Raw genomic sequence first — 18,356 nt, 5'->3', positions numbered from 1 at the left:
CGCCCCGGTTGGGCGGCTCCGGGATCCCTGCTACATCTTCGACTCCCAACGAACCGCCAGTCCGGGAGTCGCCTCATGACCACCGCCGCCCAAACCGTCGTGCCGCAGACCGTCCTCGTCACCGGAGCCAGTGCCGGTTTCGGGGCCGCCATCGCGCGCCGCTTCGCCGCCGCCGGGTCGCGCGTCGTCGCCACCGCCCGCCGTCTCGACCGGCTGGAGGCGCTGGCCGGGGAACTGGGCGACCGCCTGCTGCCGCTGGCGCTGGACGTCCGCGACCGGGCGGCGACCGAGGCGGCCATCGCCGGCCTGCCGGCCGATTTCGCCGCGGTCGACTGCCTGGTCAACAACGCCGGCCTCGCGCTGGGGCTGGAGCCCGCCCACCGCACGAGCCTCGACGAGTGGGAGCAGATGATCGACACCAACTGCAAGGGTCTGGTGACGATCACGCGCCTGCTGCTGCCGGGCATGGTGGAGCGGGGCCGCGGCCATGTGGTGAATCTGGGCTCGGTGGCCGGCACCTACCCCTATCCCGGCGGCAACGTCTACGGCGCGACCAAGGCCTTCGTCCACCAGTTCAGCCTGAACCTGCGCAGCGACCTGCACGGCACCGGTGTCCGCGTGAGCTGTGTCGAGCCCGGCATGTGCGGCGGCACCGAATTCTCGGAAGTCCGCTTCGGCGGCGACAGGGACAAGGCGGCGGCGGTCTATGCCGGCGCCGATCCGCTGACCGCCGAGGACATCGCCGAGACCATCTTCTGGATCGCCAGCCTGCCGCCGCGCGTCAACATCAACACCATCGAGATGATGCCGGTGTCGCAGAGCTTCTCGCCCTTCCAGATCTTCCGGAAGGGCTGACGGTCGCAGGCTTTCCGGCGCGGCGGGCGGCGCTTGCCGCCGTCCCGCCCGGCCCGGTGGCTTCGCGGGAATTTGCAAATCCGCCGGTCATGTTGTGAATTTCTTCGCAGCTCCGCAAGTTTTTCACCACGATACCGTTGCATCGCTGTGAATTTTGCGAAGAATTGCGCCCATGACCGGGCGCCACCGCCCCGTCCCCGCCACGGCCAGGAAGGGCGATCGATCCGATGAATATCCATGAGTACCAGGCCAAGGGCCTATTGAAGAAGTACGGGGTCGCGGTTCCGCGCGGCGGTGTTGCGTACACGCCGCAGGAGGCGGAGACGGTGGCGCGCGAGCTTGGCGGCCCTGTGTGGGTCGTGAAGTCGCAGATCCACGCCGGGGGCCGCGGGGCCGGGCGCTTCAAGGACAATCCCGAGGGCAAGGGCGGCGTGCGCGTCGTCAAGTCGATCGAGGAGGTCGGCAAGAACGCCGCCGAGATGCTGGGCCACGTGCTGGTGACCAAGCAGACCGGCGCCGATGGCCGCGAGGTCAAGCGCCTCTACGTCGAGGAAGGGGCCGACATCAAGCGCGAGCTTTATCTCGGCCTTCTGGTCGACCGCGCGTCGGGCCGCGTCACCGTGATCGCCTCGACCGAGGGCGGCATGGAGATCGAGGAGGTCGCCCACAACACGCCCGACAAGATCGTCAAGGTCGCCATCGACCCGGCCACCGGCATCCAGGGCTACCACACCCGCAAGATCGCCTTCGCGCTCGGGCTGGAGGGCAAGCAGATCGGCGCGGCCGCCCGCTTCATCACCGCCGCCTACCAGGCCTTCATCGAGCTCGACTGCTCGATCGTCGAGATCAACCCGCTGATCGTCACCGGCGGCGGCGACATCCTGGCGCTCGACGCCAAGATGAGCTTCGACGACAACGCGCTGTTCCGCCACAAGGACGTCGAGGAGCTGCGCGACGAGGCCGAGGAGGACCCGGCGGAGATCGAGGCGGCCAAGCACAGCCTCAACTACGTCAAGCTGGACGGCAACATCGGCTGCATGGTCAACGGCGCCGGCCTGGCGATGGCGACCATGGACATCATCAAGCTCTACGGCGGCGAGCCGGCCAACTTCCTGGACGTCGGCGGCGGCGCCACCAAGGAGCGGGTGACGGCGGCGTTCAAGCTGATCCTGTCCGACCCCAACGTCGAGGGCATCCTGGTCAACATCTTCGGCGGCATCATGCGCTGCGACGTGATCGCGGAGGGCGTGGTGGCGGCGGCGCGCGAGGTGCGGCTGCATGTTCCGCTGGTGGTGCGTCTGGAGGGCACCAACGTCGATCTGGGCAAGAAGATCCTTGCCGAGTCCGGTCTGCCGATCCTGTCGGCCGACAACCTCGCCGATGCCGCCGAGAAGGTGGTGAAGGCCGTGAAGGAGGCCGCGTGAGATGGCTGTTCTCGTCGACAAGAACACCAAGGTGATCTGCCAGGGCTTCACCGGCGCGCAGGGCACCTTCCATTCCGAGCAGGCGATCGCCTACGGCACGAAGATGGTCGGCGGCGTGACGCCGGGCAAGGGCGGCACCAAGCACCTCGACCTTCCGGTGTTCGACACGGTGGCCGACGCGGTCGAGAAGACCGGGGCGAACGCCAGCGTGATCTACGTGCCGCCGCCCTTTGCGGCGGACGCCATCCTGGAGGCGATCGACGCGGAGATCCCGCTGGTGGTGTGCATCACCGAGGGCATCCCGGTGCTCGACATGGTGCGGGTGAAGCGGGCGCTGAACGGCTCGAAGACGCGGCTGATCGGTCCGAACTGCCCGGGCATCATCACGCCGGACGAGTGCAAGATCGGCATCATGCCGGGGCACATCCACAAGCGGGGCCGGATCGGCATCGTGTCGCGCTCGGGCACGCTGACCTACGAGGCGGTGGCGCAGACGACGGCGGCGGGTCTGGGCCAGACGACCTGCATCGGCATCGGCGGCGACCCGGTGAACGGGACCAACTTCGTGGACAGCCTGGAGCTGTTCCTGAAGGACCCGGAGACCGAGGGGATCATCATGATCGGCGAGATCGGCGGCGACGCCGAGGTGAAGGGGGCGGAGTTCATCAAGGACTCCAAGACCACCAAGCCGGTGGTCGGCTTCATCGCCGGCCGCACCGCCCCTCCGGGACGCCGCATGGGCCATGCCGGCGCGGTCATCTCCGGCGGCAACGACACCGCAGACTTCAAGATCGAGTTCATGAAGTCCGCAGGCATCACCGTCGCCGACAGCCCCGCCTCCCTCGGATCAACCATGCTCAAGATCTTCAAGGGCTGACGCCGATGATCGGACGGCTGAACCATGTCGCCATCGTCGTGCCGGATCTGCCGGCCGCGACGGCGCTCTACCGCGACACGCTGGGCGCCAGCGTGTCGGATCCGGTGGACATTCCCGCCCACGGCGTGACGGTGGTCTTCGTCACGCTGCCCAACACCAAGGTGGAGCTGCTGCATCCCCTGGGGGAGAAGTCGCCGGTCGCGGCGTTCCTGGAGAAGAACCCGTCGGGCGGCATCCACCACATCTGCTACGAGGTCGAGGACATTCTGGCCGCTCGCGACAAGCTGAAGGCCGAGGGAGCCCGCGTGCTGGGCGACGGGGAGCCGAAGATCGGCGCCCACAACAAGCCCGTGCTGTTCCTTCATCCGAAGGATTTCTGCGGCACGCTGGTTGAGCTGGAGCAGGTTTAACGACTCCGGCCCTGCTATCGGTAGAGGAAGCGCACGCCGGGCGCGGAGGCAACTCCGCGCCCGGATGCATGTCTGCGGAACGAATCCGCTCAAAACACCATGCGGACGATCTGGACGATGGCCACCCACGGCCCGCCGATCAGCACGGCCCAGACGATGGCGCGCGGCAGCGGTCCCATGGGCCGGACGGTCGGCTCGGCCTCCGGCAGCGGCTGGAAGGATGCGGCGTCGAAGGTGGCGCTTTCGCTGGACATGCTGACCTGCCGGACTGAGGTGAAGCCATGCCCCGATGATCGCGGTCCAGTGGTTAACGAGGCTTGAAGGCCGCTGCCCTGCCCTTCTGCGCATTGTGGGTACTCCAGCGAAGTTTTTCTGCGACGGCTGCAATCTTCTCCTTGCGCAGCATCACCACTTCGGCTAAACAACGCGCCCACGCCCAACGACGTCCCCTTCGTCTAGAGGCCTAGGACATCGCCCTCTCACGGCGGTAACAGGGGTTCGAATCCCCTAGGGGACGCCATCTCGACGCAAGCCGTTGATACGGCTCAACGCGTTGCAAATCGTCGCTCGCAGGATGGACTGGCCGCATAAGAGGCGACCGTTCATCGAATGGGACGAGCGGATTTCATGGGCGGTTGGGCCGATTTCCTCTCAATCACGGTCATATCCGGCGGCCGGGAAGACGTTCACGCACTCGGTCGGCGTGATAGCGTCGATGTCCTGGCGAACGGCCTCCCGGAGAGCGTCCCCGATTCGTGCCAGAATAGTCCGGTACCGTCCAAAGGGCCGGAGCGATCCGGCCGGCGCCGTCACACCCAAACCCTGTAGAGCCAGAAGGACTCATCCTCGGCATAGCGGCGGGCGAACTCGGTCGGCGGGAAGCCGGTGATGCGCTTGACCGCGCGGCACAGGTGCGCTTGATCGGCGAAGCCCTCGTCCAGCGCCAGTTCCGCCCAGTCGAACGGCTGGCCGGCCTCGTACCGCTCCCGCGCGGCGAAGAACGCGCCTTCCGTCCGGACAAGCGACTGCCACTGCCGCAGCGAGCGGCCGCTGTGGGCCATGATGCGCCGCTCGACCTGCCGCGGGCTGCGGGTCCGCTGCCACTGGTGGGCCTGCCAGGCGAGCCGCTCGACCCAATGACGGCCGAGCCGGCGCAGCGACGGAAAGGCCGGGCCGCGGTCCTGGATCTGCCGCCAGCGCCGGGCGAGATGGCGCTCCAGAACCGCCAGCGCCGCCGCGTCGTCGGGGGAGTCGACCAGCGCCTCCAGCAATGGCCGCCACGTGTCGCCCAGCACCTGCGGCGCAGGCAGGAACCGGTCGTGGATGGCGCCGGGGTCGATGCCGAACAGGGCCCGTGCGCTGTCCGCCGGCAGGCACAGCACGCCGGCGCGCCCGGTGGTCGGGGCCCAGCTCACCGTCGGCCGGGACTGGCTGCCGGAGAGCATGACCGCCGCGCCGAACGGCCGCCACCGACCTCGCCCGGTGCCGGGCTCCACCAGCCCGGCCTCCATACCCTGGAACCAGGAAAGGCATACCAGGGGGGAGGCGGGAAAATGCGACAGGCGCTGGGCATCCCCCAACGCCATGCCCCGGGTGTCGCGGCAGACGATCGCCGCCACCGCACCCTGCAGGGCGAGCGGGGCGAGGTGAAGCCGCGCCCGGTCGGCGGCGGCACCGCCGACGCGCGGTGCACGGGCCAGCGGGTCGGGGCAGGTCGGCAATCGGGTCGCTTGCTCGGTCGGCATCGCGGAGCAGGATAAGCGGCGGCGAAGGCCCGCGTCGATGTCGGTTGCGTTCAAGACGGGCGGGCGCGGAACGGTGGACATTCCGGCCCATGATCCCGTCCTCCCCCTCCCCCACCTGCCCGTTTCATGCGGACGCGCCGTCTCCCGTGAGGGCACCCCACCCGCCCGGCGCCTGGCCGCCGGGTCCCCGCTCCGGCCTCACCGGCTGGGGCCTGCTGAAGCGGATGTCGCGCGACCTCCCCGGCACGCTCGCCGCATGGAAGCGGGAGTTCGGCGACGTCGTGCATCTGCGCATCTGGCCGGAGCATCAGGTCGTCGTCACGGATCCCGCGCTGGTGCGCGAGCTTCTGGTCGGCCATCACGACGCGCTGATCCGTTGGGAGCGCGGCATGCGCGTCTTCACCGGCCTGCAGGGGCGCAGCGTCTTCACCGCCGAGGGCGAGAGCTGGCGCGTCCGGCGGCATGCCCTGCAGCCGGCCTTCCAGCCCGGGGCGGTGCAGGCCTTCGTGCCGGCGATGGCGGCGGCGGCGGCGGCGGCGCAGGCGCTTGCCGGCTGGCCGGCCGGCGGGGCGAGCGTCGCGGTCGAGAGCGCCTTCACCGCGGTGACCATGGAGGTGATCCTTCGCATGGTCTTTTCCGGTACGGCCGGCGACGACGCCCGCCTGGCGGCGGACGCTGTCCCCACCCTTCTGCGGGCGGCGAACGCCGAGCTGTACTGGCCGGCGAGCTGGCCCGACCGGATGCCCTGGAAGCGGACGAAGCGGCGGTCCCTGGCGATGCTGCGGGGGATGGTGGACCGCCATGTCGGGGCGAGGCTGCGGCTGGCGGCGGAGGACTGGCCGGACGACCTGCTGACCCGCCTGCTGCGCCTGCACCGGGACGATGCGGCGTCCTGGCCGCTGCGGACGGTGGGCGACGAGTGCATGACGATCATCCTCGCCGGGCACGAGACGGCCGCGGCGACCCTCGCCTGGTGGGCATGGTGCATGGCCGCGAACCCGGCGGCGCAGGCGGATGCCCGCGAGGAGGTCCGGCGGGTGCTGGGCGGACGGCCGCCGGCGGCGGACGACCTGCCGGCCCTGCGCCTCGTGACGCAGACCCTCAAGGAGACGATGCGCCTCTATCCGGCGGCTCCCGTGCTGAACAGCCGCCGGATCACCCGGCCGATCACGCTCGGGCCCTGGCACCTGCCGGCGCGCACGATGGTCCTCGTGCCGGTGCAGGCGATCCAGCACGACCCGCGCTGGTTCCCCGAGCCGCTGGCCTTCCGGCCGGAGCGCTTCGCCCCCGGCGCGCCGGCCGTCCCGCGCGGCGCCTACCTGCCGTTCGGCGCCGGTCCCCGCATCTGCCTGGGACAGCATCTGGCGATGGCCGAGATGACGGTGATCGCGGCGATGGTGCTGCAGCGCGTCGTGCTGTCGGTGCCCGCGGGCATGGCGCCGCCGCGGCCGGTGATGGCGCTCTCGCTCCGCCCGGACCGCCCGCTGCACCTGGCGCTGTCGCCGGTTCCCACAGGGGACTGAACGTCCCGGGCCGCTCCGCTACGGCAGCGGTGCGGTCCGGTACAGCGTCACGCGGATGCCGCCGTGCGACACCGGCGGTCCCGGCGGCTCGAACGGCAGGCCGGTCGCCTTCGCCAGCGACTCCTCGTTCGTCACCAGACCGACCCGCCAGCCGCCGAAACGGGACAGCAGGGTCTGGCCGAGCGCGCCATAGAGGGCGAAGAGCGGCTTCCTGTCGCCGATCCGGCTGCCGTAGGGTGGATTGACGATCACCAGGCCCGGCGGCCCGTCCGGCGGGACGAGGTCGCTGATCGCATGCTGCCGGAAATCGGTCCAGCCGGCGACGCCGGCGCGCTCTGCGTTGGCCCGGCTCATGGCGACGGCGCCGGCGTCGCGGTCGCTGCCGTAAAAGCGCACGGACGGAACCGTGCCGTCTCCGCCGGTGCGCAGCCGCTGCCACGCCGCCGCGTCGAAGGTCGCGAGCTGCTCGAACGCGAAGTGGCGCGAGCGGCCCGGATGCAGGCCGGCCGCGATCTCCGCCGCCTCGATGACGAAGGTGCCGGAGCCGCACATCGGATCGACCACCGGCTCCCGGCCGTCATAACCGCAGTGCCGCAGGAAGAGGGAGGCCAGCGTCTCCCGCATCGGGGCCTTGTTGACGGCTTCCTTGTGGTTGCGCTTGTGCAGCGACTCTCCGGAGCTGTCGACGCTGATGGTGCAGAGGTCGTCGTCGATGCGCGCCTTGATGCTGACCGCGGCGTCGTCCGAGACCGGGGCGCCCAGCTCCTCGCGGATCGCCCGCTCGATGCGCTGGGCCGCCGCCCCGGCGTGGTAGATGCGCGACGCCTTGCAGGTCGCCTCGACGCGGACCGGCAGGTCGGGACGCAGCACCTCGCCCCACGCCACCTTGCGCGCCCGCTTGTCGAGCTGGGCGAGGTGCAGCGCCCGGAAGGAGGCGATGCGCACCAGCACGCGGGTGGCGCCGCGCAGCTCCAGGTTCGCCCGCCAGACCTCCGGCCAGCCGCCCCGGACCGTCACGCCGCCCTTGACGGGGGTGGGGTCGGTGAAGCCCCTCGCCTGGACCTCGGCGCACAGCACGGGTTCCAGCCCGGGGGCGGCCACGATGAAGATCTCGAAATCGCCGTCCTTGGTCATCCCGCCTACATATCGCGCCGGCCGGTCCGCAGCGACATCTTTCTCGCCGGCCGCCGGTTCGCGCGCCCGAGGTCCCGTATTGTCCGGCGGGCCGGGACACGGTAAAGTCAGCCCCGGTCGGCAGTTCACCAAGGCGTCGCCGCCCCTCGCCGGGGAGCTAAACCTGCCCATCGTACCCTCGACCGACACCTCTTGCACGTGCCGCGTCGGAAGTCGGCGACCACCGGCAATCCCTGACCGGGTTGGCGCGTTGTGAGGATCGGATCATGTCCAGGACGCCGCTGCCGTACAGCGCGGGCGATATCTCCGCGCTTGCGCGATCATTGCGGGCGCATCTTGCCGGACGGGAGGACCCGCCCGGCCATGTCGAACTGCTGAACATCCTGGCGAAAGCCACGGGGTTCCGGAACTTCCAGCATTTCCGCGCCCAGGCCGCCGCACAGGAGCATCTGGCGCAGGAGGCTGCCGCGCCGGCCCCGGCGGTGGACCATGTCAGGGTGGTGAAGGTCGCCCGCTGCTTCGACGAGGCCGGGCGCCTCGCGCGCTGGCCGGCGAAGTTCGGCGACCAGCAGACCTGCCTGTGGGTGCTGTGGTCGCGGTTGCCCGCCGACCATGTGCTGACCGAAGAGCAGGTGAACCGCGTTCTGCGCGACAACCACCGCTTCGGCGACCATGCCCTGCTGCGCCGCGAGATGTGCGACCAGGGCCTGCTGTCGCGGACGCCGGACGGGCGGGAGTACCGCCGGGTGGAGCGCAGACCGCCCGAGGAGGCGCTCGCGCTCATCCGTCACCTGAAGCCGCGCCTGCCTGCCGCCACCGCAGCGGAGCGGAGCGCGCCATGACCACTCCCGACCTGACGAGCGCGGCGGAGAACCTTCTCCGCGGCGTGCGCCCGACCCTTGTCCACACCGCGGCCGGTCCGGTCGAGTGTGCGGTGGAGGGCGACGGTCCTGCCATCCTGGCGCTTCACGGCGCGGTCGGCGGCTGGGACCAGTCGATGATCCTGGCCCGCGCCGCGGCGCCGCCGGGGCATCGCCTCGTCGCCGTGTCCCGCCCCGGCTATCTCGGAACGCCGCTCGCCGTGGGGCGGACGCCGGAGGAGCAGGCGGACGGCTTCGCCGCCCTGCTCGACGCGCTGGGCATCGCGCAGGCGGTGGTGATGGCGGTGTCGGGCGGCGGGCTCAACGCGCTCCAGTTCGCGCTGCGCCATCCGCACCGTTGCCGGGCCCTGGTCCTGGTCTCGGCCTGCAGCGAGCGGCTGCGCACGCGCATTCCGCTGCGCTTCCACCTGATGCGGCTGGCGGCCCACTGTCCGCCGCTGACCAGGGCGATGCGCCGGAAGGTGGCGGCCGACCCCGAGGCCGCGGCCAGCCGGTCGGTGCCGGACCCCGAGCTGCGGCGGCGGACGCTGGCCGATCCCGTGGCCGGCCCGCTCCACCTCGCCCTGATGCTGGGCATGGCGGAGGGGCTGGACCGGCGCATGCCGGGTACGCGCAACGACATCGCGCAGAGCCGGCGGGCCATCGACTACCCGCTGCGCAGCATCGCCTGCCCCGTCCTCTCGGTGCACGGCACGGCGGACCCGGTGGTGCCGGTCGACGGTGCCCGGCGCCTGGCCGCGACCCTGCCCCGGGCGGCGCTGATGGAGATCGACGGCGGTGGCCATACCGTCCTCTTCACCCATCGCGAGCGGATCGCGCGTCGCGTCGCCGGATTCCTCGCCGGCCTCTGAGGAACGCGTCCGCAGCCGACGGCGGCCCTATCCGCGACGGTCCGGGCCGCCATCGGCCCGCGGCCGGCCGGCGGGGTGGAAATTTCCAACCGGAGCGCCGGCGCCCCGCGCCGCCCGCTCCGGCGGGACCAGCAGGCAGGCCAGCAGGTAGAGAACCGCCCCGGCCAGCCAGACCGTGCCGATCCAGTGCTCCGCGGTCGCCGCATAGAGGGCGGTGGCGGCGACCGGCCCGGCGACGCCGGCGAGGCTGGCGAGCCCGGTCAGGGTGCCCTGCAATTCGCCCTGCCCGTCCTCCCCCACCCGGAAGGAGGTCAGCGCCCGCAGGGCCGGCCCCGCGATGGCGCCGAAGGCGAGCAGCGGCGTGAGGGCGAAGACCATCCAGCCGCTCGCCGCCAGCGCGACCAGCCCATAGGCCAGCACCTCCGTCCCCATGCCGAGGAGAAGGGCCCCACGCTCCCCCAGGCGGCGCGTCACCGGCCCCGTCAACATCGCCTGGGACAGCAGGTGCAGCAGGCCGTAGACCGCCAGCGAGACCCCCACCATACCCGCGCTCCAGCCGAAGCGGTCGATGCTGTAGATCGTCCAGAGCGCCGCGGGGATCTGCCCCACCAGTTGCAGTGCGACGAAGACCGCCACCAGACGGCCCAGTCCCGCCCGGCCGCCGAGCCGCGGCAGCGACGGCAGCAGCCGGACGGCGGCGGCCGGCGCTGCGCCCGCCGGCCTGCGGCGCGTTTCGGGAAGAACGGCCCAGACCAGCAGGAAGCCCAGCCCGTGCAGCAGGGCCGCCAGCAGGAAGGGGGCGCGCAGCGACACGGCTCCCAGCAGGCCGCCGAGAAGAGGCCCGGCGATGATGCCCAGCCCGAAACAGGCGCTCATCAGTCCGTAGCGTCCGGCCCGCTCCGACTCCTGCGTGGTGTCGGCGATGGCGGCGGCGGCGACCGTGGCGCTGGCCCCCGTGATGCCGGACAGGATCCGGCCCAGCAGCAGGACCCACAGGGCCGGGGCGACCGTAATCACCAGATAATCGGCCGCCGCCCCGGCCAATGAGACCAGCAGCACCGGCCGGCGTCCGAAGCGGTCGCTCAGCGATCCCAGCAGCGGGGCGAAGAGGAACTGCATGGCGCCGTAGGTGGCGAGCAGCAGCCCATAGAGGGTGGCGACGTCCGCCCGGCCCGTCAGGTCCCGCAGCAGGCCGGGCAGGACCGGCATGGCGATGCCGATCCCGATCGCATCCAGCGTGACGGCGGCCAGCACGGCGGCCAGGGCTCTGTCCATCAAGGGCGCCTCGTTCCCGGCGGAGGGGTGCTCGTGCCTGAGATGGGGCATGCAGGCTCCGGTCGGTCAAGACTATCGCGAAGTGGGCCGGCACCCAATCGGCGGCACCCCCGATGGAGCCGGCTCGCGCCGCTCCCCTCCCCTTCGCCGGCGCGCGGCCGCGGCGCATAATGCCAGGATGTCAAACAATCAGGAGAGGACGGCCATGGCCCATCGCGCACCGAGCGAGACGCTGGCGACCCACACGGTCACCAACCAGCCACCGGACTATGCGCCCTGCGACCTCTGGCGGACCGATACCGCGCTGCGCGAGGCGGTGCGGCGCGAGGGGGCCGGCTGGGCGGAGGAGGCGCTGGCATCCCTCGGTGCCGAGGCGGGCAGCGCCGGGGTGATGGAGTGGGGCGAGCAGGCCAACCGCCATCCGCCGGAGTTCCGTCCCTTCGACCGCTATGGCCGGCGGATCGACGAGGTCGAGTTCCATCCCGCCTACCACAGCCTGATGGAGACCGCCTTCCGCCACCGCATCCAGGCCATCGCCTGGACCGCGGGCCGTCCGGGCGGCCATGTCGCGCATGCCGCGATGGGGTATCTGATGACCCAGGCGGAGGCTGGCGTACTCTGTCCGGTCGCCATGACCTACGCGGCGGTGCCGGCGCTGAAACGCCAGCCGGAACTGGCGGCGGAGTGGCTGCCGCGCCTGCTGTCCGACCGCTACGACCCCCGCTTCATCCCGGCGGTCGAGAAGACCGGCGCCACCATCGGCATGGCGATGACCGAGAAGCAGGGCGGCTCCGACGTGCGGGCCAACACGACCGTCGCCCACCCGCTGGACGGCGGTGGCGCCGGACGCCCCTACCGGCTGACCGGGCACAAATGGTTCTGCTCCGCCCCGATGTCCGACGCTTTCCTGACGCTGGCCCGGACCGGCGGCGGGCTGTCCTGCTTCCTGGTGCCGCGCTGGCTGCCGGACGGCACGCGCAACGCCATCCGCATCCAGCGGCTGAAGGACAAGCTGGGCAACCGCTCCAACGCCTCCGCCGAGATCGACTACGACGGCGCCGAGGCGGTGATGATCGGGGAGGAGGGGCGCGGCGTCGCCGGCATCATCGAGATGGTGCATCACACGCGGCTCGACTGCGGCTATGCCGCCGCCGGTCTGATGCGCGCGGCGCTGTCGCGGGCGCTCCACCACGCCGGCCACCGGTCCGCCTTCGGCGACCTGCTGATCCGTCAGCCGCTGATGCGTCCGGTTCTGGCCGATCTGGCGCTGGAGAGCGAGGCGGCCGTCGCGCTGGTGCTGCGGGTCGCCCGCGCCTTCGACGCGGGGGAGGCGGACCCGGCCGCCCGCGCCTTCGCGCGGCTGGCCGTCGCCATCATGAAATACTGGGTCGCCAAGCGTTGCCCCGCCCTCGTCTACGAGGCGCTGGAGTGCCATGGCGGGAACGGCTACGTCGAGGACGGCATCATGCCCCGCCTCTACCGCGAGGCGCCGCTGAACGCGATCTGGGAGGGGTCGGGCAACGTGATCGCGCTGGACGTCCTGCGCACGCTGGACCGCGAGCCGGCGGCACTCGCCGCGCTGGAGACCGAGCTGGCGGCTACCCGGGGGATGGATGCCCGTCTCGACGGCTGGGTGGCGGGGATCCGGTCGATGCTGACGGATCCCGCCGCGCTGGTTCCGCAGGCCCGGCGGCTGGTCGAGCGGCTGGCGCTGGCGCTCCAGGCCGGGCTGCTGCTGCGCCATGCCCCGCCGGCGGTGGCGGACGCCTTCTGCGCCAGCCGGCTGGGCGGCGACTGGGGCCACCTGTTCGGCACGCTGCCGCCGGGAACCGACACGGACGCCATCCTGGAGCGTGCCGGCGCGCCGGGCTGAGGGGGATATGTCCGCAGCGGGGGTTTCCTTTGGCCGGGCTTAATTGATATACTAGTAGATTGCCAGCTGTACGGTGCATCCCGCCCAGGCCCCCTTGCGGCCCTCCGGTCGCGGACAGGCCGGCCTCGGCGGCTGCAGCCGAGCCATCCGGGAGAAGCCATGAAGATCGACCTCCGCTACGCCACGCATCCCGAGGATGCGAAGCGCTACGACACCGAGACGCTGCGCCGTCACTTCCTGATGGAGAGCCTGTTCGAGCCGAACGGGATCCTGCTGACCTACAGCACGATCGACCGCGTGGTGGTCGGCGGCGTCCTTCCGACGACCGGGAGCGTGGCGCTGACCGCCCCGAAGGAGATCGGCTCTCCCACCTTCCTGGCGCGGCGCGAGCTGGGGGCCTTCAACATCGGCGGCCCCGGCCGCGTGGTGGCCGATGGCGCCGTGTTCGAGCTTGCCAACCGCGACGCCATCTACATCGGCAAGGACACCGCCGACGTCCGGTTCGAGAGCGTCGATCCGGCCAATCCCGCGCGCTTCTACGTCATGAGCACGCCGGCCCATGCCCGCTGCGAGACGCGCCTGATCACCGCCGCCCAGGCGAAGACCATGGCGGTCGGCGACGCCGCCAAGTCGAACAAGCGCGTCATCAACCAGTACATCCTGCCGGGCATCTGCGATACCTGCCAGCTCGTCATGGGGCTGACCCAGCTCGAGCCGGGCAGCATGTGGAACACCATGCCGGCCCACACCCATGGCCGCCGCTGCGAGGTCTACTTCTACTTCGACCTGGCGGAGGACGCCCGCGTCTTCCATCTGCTGGGCGAACCGACCGAGACCCGGCACCTCGTGGTGAAGAACGAGCAGACGGTGATCTCGCCGAGCTGGTCGATCCATTCCGGCGTCGGCACCAGCAACTATGCCTTCATCTGGGGCATGGGCGGCGACAACGTCGATTATACGGACATGGACTGGGTGGCGATGGAAACGCTGCGCTGATCACCTGCGCTGATCAGGGGGAGCGCTTGGGCAGGACCGTTCAAGCGCCCACCTTCCGCGGCAGGTTACGAGAAATAGAGCGGGTTGGCTTCCTGCGCATCGACGATGGCGGTCTGCAGGTCGTCCAGATGGATGTTCAGCGCCCTGGCCGCCTCCTCCGGATCGTGGGCGGCGACGGCCTCCACGATCGCCTCGTGCTCCAGCACCACCTTGCCCATCCGGCCGGGGACCGGCAGGGTCAGCCGGCGGAACCGGTCCACCTGTACCTTCACCTGCTGGATCACCGGCCAGAAGCCGGGATACCCCGAGACCTCGGCCAGCAGGGCATGGAACGCCTCGTCCGCCTGATGGAAACCCTCGCGGTCGCCGGCGGTCTCGCGCTCGCGCTGCTCCTCCAGGCAGGCGCGCAGCCGGGCGATCTGGCTGCGGGTGGCGCGTTCGGCGGCATAGCGGACGGTCGCCTCCTCCAGGACGCGCCGGATGGCGATCGCCTCCGGCAGGGTGGCGACCGGGATGCGCGAGACGATGGTCCCCGACTGCGGGAAAATCTCGATCAGCCCTTCGTCGGCCAGCTTCAGCACCGCCTCGCGCACCGGCGTGCGGCTGACGCCGTAGGACTCGGCAATCTGCTTCTCGACGATCGCCTCGCCCGGCTTGCGCTGCAGCGACAGGATTTCGGTGCGCAGGTCGCGGTAGATGCTGGCAGCCGCCGTCGCGCCGCGCCGGGCGGGGCGGGCGGCCGGCTTCGCCGCCTGCCGGCCGCGCGGACGGGCCGTGCGTGCTGTCTTGCCATCGGCCGATCCAATGTCCACGATCTTCGTCAACACCGCTCCCGCTCGGCAGGCCGGCGGCATGAAGGCTGGGCCGGCAGATTGTTGTTTGCTGCTATATAGCCGCGCGCGGCGCCGCGCGTCAAACGCGTGCCCGGCTACACCCCTCCTGCCACGTTTCGCCGCACCTCCTTCCCATCCCGCCGGACGGAGCGAGGAAAGCGCTTGCCTGCGGATTGATATACTAGTATTGTGATAAGCGGTTCAGTCATGACGGGATTTCGTGGATCGGGTCTCGTCTGCTGTGTTGCGTTCCTCTATGAACTTCGGGCCACTGGAATCCCCCCTCCAGTGGCCCACTTTCCTTCGGTGCCTGCAGCTTTCCGGCACTTGCGGCGTTCCTGCCCTTTCCCGTTTTCCGGTCGATCCCACGCCATGCCAGATCATCGTCCCAGCGAGCCCGCCCCCACCCCGCCGGTGGAGGCCGCGGCCGAAGCCGCGTCCATTCCGGCGCCCCGGCGCGACGACCCGGTCCGCGGCATCCTCATGGTCGTCCTGGCGGTCGCGTTCTTTTCCTGTTCGGACGCGATGGCGAAGTACCTGAACCAGACCCTGCCGTCGATCGAGATCGGCTGGATGCGCTACGCCGTCTTCACGGTGATCGTGCTGCCGCTCGCCATGGCCTTCGGCGGCGGGCCCAGGGTGATCCGCACGCAGCGGCCGGTGCTGCAGATCCTGCGCGGGCTCGGCATGCTGGGGTCGGCGCTGTTCTTCATCTTCGCCGTACGCAGCCTGCCGATGGCCGAGGCGGCGGCGATCAGCTACATCTCGCCGACCTTCGTCACCGCCCTGTCGATCCCGCTGCTGGGCGAGCGGGTCGGGATCCGGCGCTGGATCGCCGTGCTGGTCGGGTTGATGGGCGTCCTGATCGTCGCCCGGCCGGGCGGGGCGGCCTTCCAGCCCGCCGCGATCTTTCCCGTCCTGTCGGCGATGAGCTGGGCCTGCGGCATCGTCATCACCCGCAAGATGAGCGGTCATGAGGACACGGCGACGACGCTGGTCTGGACGTCGCTGACCGGCTTCGTGGTGCTGAGCGTCCTGCTGCCCTTCGACATGCGGATGCCCACCGGGTTCGAGATGCTGCTGGGGCTGGGGATCGGCGTCGTCTCCACCATCGGGCAGTACATGATGGTGGTCGCCTACCGGTTCGGCAGCGCCTCGCTGCTGGCCCCCTTCTCCTATGTCCAGCTCATCTGGTCGGCCTCGCTCGGCTATCTGGTGTTCAGCGCCATTCCCGACGCCTGGACCTTCGTCGGCACCGCCATCATCGCCGCCAGCGGCCTCTATACCGCGCATCGCGAACGGATGCGGCGCCGGGCATAGCCTCCCCGCCCGCCCCGTTCCGGCCGGGGCTCCGCCTTGCCAAGGGCGCCGCGCGCGCCATGTCGCCAAGGCGGCTTGCCCCGGGGGAGCGGAGATGAAGACGATCCATCTGCATGTGCTGAAGGCCGGACCGGCGGACGGGACGCCGGTGATCCTGCTGCATGGCTTTCCGGAGTTCAGCCACGGCTGGCGCAACCAGATCGGACCGCTGGCCGGGGCGGGGTTCCGCGTGCTGGCCCCCGACCAGCGCGGCTACAATCTCAGCGACAAGCCGCAGCGGATCGCGGATTACCGGATCGGGCAGCTCACCGGCGACATCCTGCGGCTGGCGGATGCCGAGGGGTGGGAGAGATTCCATCTGGTCGGACATGACTGGGGCGGCATCGTCGCCTGGTGGATCGGCCTGATGCATCCCTACCGGCTCGACCGGCTGGTCGTCCTGAACGCGCCCCACCCCGCCACGCTGCGCCCGCACATGGCCCGGCACCCGGCACAGCTTCTGAAGAGCTGGTATGTCGGCCTGTTCCAGCTACCGGTCCTGCCGGAGCGGCTGATCCGGGCCGGCGGGTTCCGCATGGCAGAGCGGGCGCTCTGCGCCACCAGCCGCCGCGGCACCTTCTCCGCGGACGAACTGGCGCGGTATCGCGAGGCCTGGGGCCGGCCGGGAGCGCTGACCGCCATGCTGAACTGGTACCGGGCGCTGCGCCGCAATCCCCGACCGCCGGCCGTCGGCATTCCGGTGCCGACCCTGATCCTGTGGGGTGACCGCGACGCCTTCCTCGACAGCAGCCTTGCCGACGAGGCCGCGGCGCTGTGCGACGATGCCCGCGTCGTGCATCTGCCGCGGGCCACCCACTGGGTCCAGCATGAGGAGGCCGACACCGTCAACCGGCTGCTGATCGACTTTCTCGGCGGCAGGGGCTGAGGCGACTCGGCGCGCCGCCGCCGGGCGAAAGACTGGCGGCGGCACAGCGAAGAGTTCGCCCGGAAGAAGGATCATGCCGTGCCGCGCGTCACCGGCCCGCTGTCCCGTCCGCGTGATGTGTCCGCCATGGAGACCATCAATCAAAGGTGCAGGGATGTCTGGCGAACTCTTCCATCCATGAACTCCTCAATAAGGTTTCCGTATTATTCTGGCGCCTGGCGCTTGCGGGGCACCATGACGAACATTCTGACGGCACTCGCTGACGGGGTTGGGCTTCTCGCCCTCATTGCGCTCGGCTACGGCACCATCCGGCAGCGCCTGACCGGCCGCGCCCTGCTGCGGCAGGTCCTGATCGGGGTGCTGTTCGGTGCCGGCGGGGTGATCGCCATGCTGCGGTCGGTGCCGATCGCGCCGGGTGTGTTCCTCGACGTCAAGGTGGTGCCTGTCGCCCTGGCCGCTCCGTTCGGCGGCACGCTGTCCACCCTGCTCGCCGCCGCCATCGTCGCCGCCGGCCGGACGCTGGTCGGCGGGGCCGGCGTCCTTCCCGCCGTGACCGGGATCGCCATCGCCGGCGGCATGGTGCTTCTGGTCGTCCGCTCCCTGCCCGACCGGCAACGGCTCAGTCTTTCCGGCCTGCTGCTGCTGGCGCTCGCCGCCTCCGTCAACACCGTGGGCATCTTCGTCCTGCCCTGGGACCAGGCCCTGCCGATCTTCCTCCATGGCGGCCTGCCGGTCTCCGCCTTCACGGTGCTGGGAATCCTCCTCCTCGGCACCATGCTGGCGCGGGAGGCCCGGCGGCTGGAGGCCGAGGCGGCCTTGCGGACGGCCGCCATGACCGATCCGCTGACCGGCCTGGCGAACCGCCGGGCCTTCTTCGAGGCGGCCGGCCGGGCCGCCGCGGCGGCACGGCGGCATGGCACGCCGCTGTCGCTGCTGCTGCTGGACGTCGACCATTTCAAGGACATCAACGACGGCCATGGGCACGGTGCCGGGGATCTGGTGCTGGTGACGCTTGCCCGCGTGCTGCAGGAGGGGGTGCGCCAGAGCGACCTCGTCGCCCGCTTCGGTGGCGAGGAGTTCACCATCCTGCTGCCCAACGCACCGCTGGCGGGGGCCTTCCAGCTTGCCGAGCGGCTGTGCGACGCCGTGCGGGACCTGCGGATTCCCTATGGCGGGGCGATGATCCGGCTGACCGTCAGCGTCGGGGTCGCGACCCTGGGACCGGATGGTCCGACCGCCGACGACATGGTGAAGGCCGCCGATACCGCCATGTACCGGGCGAAGAATGGCGGCCGGGACCAGGTGTGCCGCTCCGGCGGGATCCTGTCTCCCTGCCCCGGCTGACAGGCGCTGTGCGCCGATCCGGTTCCGGCAACTTCCCGCCTCCTCCATTGACAAGGTTGCCGCAACTTGCTCAGCTACCGGCCGGGCAGG

At 70.8% G+C, this 18,356-nt stretch carries 17 protein-coding genes and 1 tRNA gene; 13 read left to right on the top strand and 5 right to left on the bottom strand.

Translation table 11 applies throughout. The features are described 5' to 3' along the window. The first annotated feature begins 75 nt into the window (after positions 1-75). From DEW08_RS18515 to mce, 4 genes are all read left to right on the top strand, one after another. Positions 76-855, top strand: a complete 780-nt coding sequence (locus DEW08_RS18515; protein ID WP_109330060.1) for an SDR family oxidoreductase — start codon at positions 76-78, stop codon at positions 853-855. A 227-nt stretch (positions 856-1,082) separates the two neighbouring features. Then, positions 1,083-2,279 (top strand): ADP-forming succinate--CoA ligase subunit beta, encoded by a 1,197-nt coding sequence (sucC, locus tag DEW08_RS18510; RefSeq protein WP_109330058.1) that lies wholly within the window; start codon positions 1,083-1,085, stop codon positions 2,277-2,279. 1 nt (position 2,280) lies between these two features. After that, on the top strand, positions 2,281-3,156 hold the full coding sequence (gene sucD / locus DEW08_RS18505; RefSeq protein WP_109330056.1) for a succinate--CoA ligase subunit alpha: 876 nt from the start codon (positions 2,281-2,283) through the stop codon (positions 3,154-3,156). Between the two features lie 5 nt (positions 3,157-3,161). Further along, positions 3,162-3,566: a methylmalonyl-CoA epimerase gene (mce, locus tag DEW08_RS18500; RefSeq protein ID WP_109330054.1), complete on the top strand. Its 405-nt coding sequence runs from the start codon at positions 3,162-3,164 to the stop codon at positions 3,564-3,566. A gap of 89 nt (positions 3,567-3,655) precedes the next feature. Here mce and DEW08_RS31275 read toward each other — a convergent pair whose 3' ends face one another. Then, the gene (locus DEW08_RS31275; protein WP_168220422.1) at positions 3,656-3,820 is read right to left on the bottom strand and encodes a hypothetical protein; all 165 of its coding nucleotides are present in this window, start codon (positions 3,818-3,820) and stop codon (positions 3,656-3,658) included. Positions 3,821-4,010: 190 nt separating this feature from the next. Between DEW08_RS31275 and DEW08_RS18495 the strand changes: the two genes are divergently transcribed. Then, positions 4,011-4,086 (top strand) — tRNA-Glu (locus DEW08_RS18495). A 289-nt stretch (positions 4,087-4,375) separates the two neighbouring features. Here the strand turns inward: DEW08_RS18495 and DEW08_RS18490 are convergent. After that, positions 4,376-5,287: a helix-turn-helix domain-containing protein gene (locus DEW08_RS18490; protein WP_211107263.1), complete on the bottom strand. Its 912-nt coding sequence runs from the start codon at positions 5,285-5,287 to the stop codon at positions 4,376-4,378. 170 nt (positions 5,288-5,457) lie between these two features. Here DEW08_RS18490 and DEW08_RS18485 point away from each other — a divergent pair, with 170 nt between their 5' ends. After that, a complete protein-coding gene (locus tag DEW08_RS18485) occupies positions 5,458-6,834 on the top strand; it encodes a cytochrome P450 (protein ID WP_211107262.1) in 1,377 nt (458 codons plus the stop codon). 18 nt (positions 6,835-6,852) lie between these two features. Here DEW08_RS18485 and DEW08_RS18480 read toward each other — a convergent pair whose 3' ends face one another. Next, a complete protein-coding gene (locus tag DEW08_RS18480; protein ID WP_109330050.1) occupies positions 6,853-7,968 on the bottom strand; it encodes a THUMP domain-containing class I SAM-dependent RNA methyltransferase in 1,116 nt (371 codons plus the stop codon). A 266-nt stretch (positions 7,969-8,234) separates the two neighbouring features. Here DEW08_RS18480 and DEW08_RS18475 point away from each other — a divergent pair, with 266 nt between their 5' ends. Both DEW08_RS18475 and DEW08_RS18470 read left to right on the top strand, forming a co-directional pair. Further along, positions 8,235-8,810 carry a DUF2087 domain-containing protein gene (locus DEW08_RS18475; RefSeq protein ID WP_109330048.1) on the top strand — a complete coding sequence of 192 codons (576 nt, stop codon included), beginning with the start codon at positions 8,235-8,237 and terminating at the stop codon, positions 8,808-8,810. Beyond that, positions 8,807-9,700, top strand: coding sequence for an alpha/beta fold hydrolase (locus DEW08_RS18470; protein ID WP_109330046.1), 894 nt, complete (start codon positions 8,807-8,809; stop codon positions 9,698-9,700). Before DEW08_RS18475 ends, DEW08_RS18470 begins: the two co-directional genes overlap by 4 nt. 27 nt (positions 9,701-9,727) lie before the next feature. Here DEW08_RS18470 and DEW08_RS18465 read toward each other — a convergent pair whose 3' ends face one another. Further along, positions 9,728-10,975 carry an MFS transporter gene (locus DEW08_RS18465; RefSeq protein ID WP_109330044.1) on the bottom strand — a complete coding sequence of 416 codons (1,248 nt, stop codon included), beginning with the start codon at positions 10,973-10,975 and terminating at the stop codon, positions 9,728-9,730. A gap of 205 nt (positions 10,976-11,180) precedes the next feature. Here DEW08_RS18465 and DEW08_RS18460 point away from each other — a divergent pair, with 205 nt between their 5' ends. Then, on the top strand, positions 11,181-12,848 hold the full coding sequence (locus DEW08_RS18460) for an isovaleryl-CoA dehydrogenase (RefSeq protein WP_109330042.1): 1,668 nt from the start codon (positions 11,181-11,183) through the stop codon (positions 12,846-12,848). A 159-nt stretch (positions 12,849-13,007) separates the two neighbouring features. Beyond that, positions 13,008-13,844: a 5-dehydro-4-deoxy-D-glucuronate isomerase gene (gene kduI, locus DEW08_RS18455; protein WP_109330040.1), complete on the top strand. Its 837-nt coding sequence runs from the start codon at positions 13,008-13,010 to the stop codon at positions 13,842-13,844. 65 nt (positions 13,845-13,909) lie between these two features. Here kduI and DEW08_RS18450 read toward each other — a convergent pair whose 3' ends face one another. After that, positions 13,910-14,698, bottom strand: coding sequence for a GntR family transcriptional regulator (locus tag DEW08_RS18450; RefSeq protein ID WP_109330037.1), 789 nt, complete (start codon positions 14,696-14,698; stop codon positions 13,910-13,912). A 351-nt stretch (positions 14,699-15,049) separates the two neighbouring features. Here DEW08_RS18450 and DEW08_RS18445 point away from each other — a divergent pair, with 351 nt between their 5' ends. The 3 genes from DEW08_RS18445 (at position 15,050) to DEW08_RS33270 (ending at position 18,266) form a co-directional block, all read left to right on the top strand. Next, complete coding sequence (locus DEW08_RS18445; protein ID WP_109330035.1) at positions 15,050-15,997, top strand: DMT family transporter; 948 nt, start codon at positions 15,050-15,052, stop codon at positions 15,995-15,997. A gap of 94 nt (positions 15,998-16,091) precedes the next feature. Then, on the top strand, positions 16,092-16,922 hold the full coding sequence (locus tag DEW08_RS18440; RefSeq protein WP_109330033.1) for an alpha/beta fold hydrolase: 831 nt from the start codon (positions 16,092-16,094) through the stop codon (positions 16,920-16,922). A gap of 234 nt (positions 16,923-17,156) precedes the next feature. Continuing rightward, on the top strand, positions 17,157-18,266 hold the full coding sequence (locus DEW08_RS33270) for a GGDEF domain-containing protein (protein WP_109330031.1): 1,110 nt from the start codon (positions 17,157-17,159) through the stop codon (positions 18,264-18,266). Positions 18,267-18,356: the final 90 nt, after the last annotated feature.

This window comes from Azospirillum thermophilum, from assembly GCF_003130795.1.
GTDB lineage: Bacteria > Pseudomonadota > Alphaproteobacteria > Azospirillales > Azospirillaceae > Azospirillum > Azospirillum thermophilum.
Note: the sequence above shows the minus strand (reverse complement) of the source record. Positions and strands in the feature narration are given on the sequence as shown.

What these genes read in the sequence shown, in the direction of transcription:
- DEW08_RS18515 (WP_109330060.1), top strand. Translation starts at nt 76, where the DNA reads ATGACCACCGCCGCCCAAACCGTCGTGCCGCAGACCGTCCTCGTCACC.
- sucC (WP_109330058.1), top strand. Translation starts at nt 1,083, where the DNA reads ATGAATATCCATGAGTACCAGGCCAAGGGCCTATTGAAGAAGTACGGG.
- sucD (WP_109330056.1), top strand. Translation starts at nt 2,281, where the DNA reads ATGGCTGTTCTCGTCGACAAGAACACCAAGGTGATCTGCCAGGGCTTC.
- mce (WP_109330054.1), top strand. Translation starts at nt 3,162, where the DNA reads ATGATCGGACGGCTGAACCATGTCGCCATCGTCGTGCCGGATCTGCCG.
- DEW08_RS31275 (WP_168220422.1), bottom strand. Translation starts at nt 3,820, where the DNA reads ATGTCCAGCGAAAGCGCCACCTTCGACGCCGCATCCTTCCAGCCGCTG.
- DEW08_RS18480 (WP_109330050.1), bottom strand. Translation starts at nt 7,968, where the DNA reads ATGACCAAGGACGGCGATTTCGAGATCTTCATCGTGGCCGCCCCCGGG.
- DEW08_RS18475 (WP_109330048.1), top strand. Translation starts at nt 8,235, where the DNA reads ATGTCCAGGACGCCGCTGCCGTACAGCGCGGGCGATATCTCCGCGCTT.
- DEW08_RS18470 (WP_109330046.1), top strand. Translation starts at nt 8,807, where the DNA reads ATGACCACTCCCGACCTGACGAGCGCGGCGGAGAACCTTCTCCGCGGC.
- DEW08_RS18465 (WP_109330044.1), bottom strand. Translation starts at nt 10,975, where the DNA reads ATGGACAGAGCCCTGGCCGCCGTGCTGGCCGCCGTCACGCTGGATGCG.
- DEW08_RS18460 (WP_109330042.1), top strand. Translation starts at nt 11,181, where the DNA reads ATGGCCCATCGCGCACCGAGCGAGACGCTGGCGACCCACACGGTCACC.
- kduI (WP_109330040.1), top strand. Translation starts at nt 13,008, where the DNA reads ATGAAGATCGACCTCCGCTACGCCACGCATCCCGAGGATGCGAAGCGC.
- DEW08_RS18450 (WP_109330037.1), bottom strand. Translation starts at nt 14,698, where the DNA reads ATGCCGCCGGCCTGCCGAGCGGGAGCGGTGTTGACGAAGATCGTGGAC.
- DEW08_RS18445 (WP_109330035.1), top strand. Translation starts at nt 15,050, where the DNA reads ATGCCAGATCATCGTCCCAGCGAGCCCGCCCCCACCCCGCCGGTGGAG.
- DEW08_RS18440 (WP_109330033.1), top strand. Translation starts at nt 16,092, where the DNA reads ATGAAGACGATCCATCTGCATGTGCTGAAGGCCGGACCGGCGGACGGG.
- DEW08_RS33270 (WP_109330031.1), top strand. Translation starts at nt 17,157, where the DNA reads ATGACGAACATTCTGACGGCACTCGCTGACGGGGTTGGGCTTCTCGCC.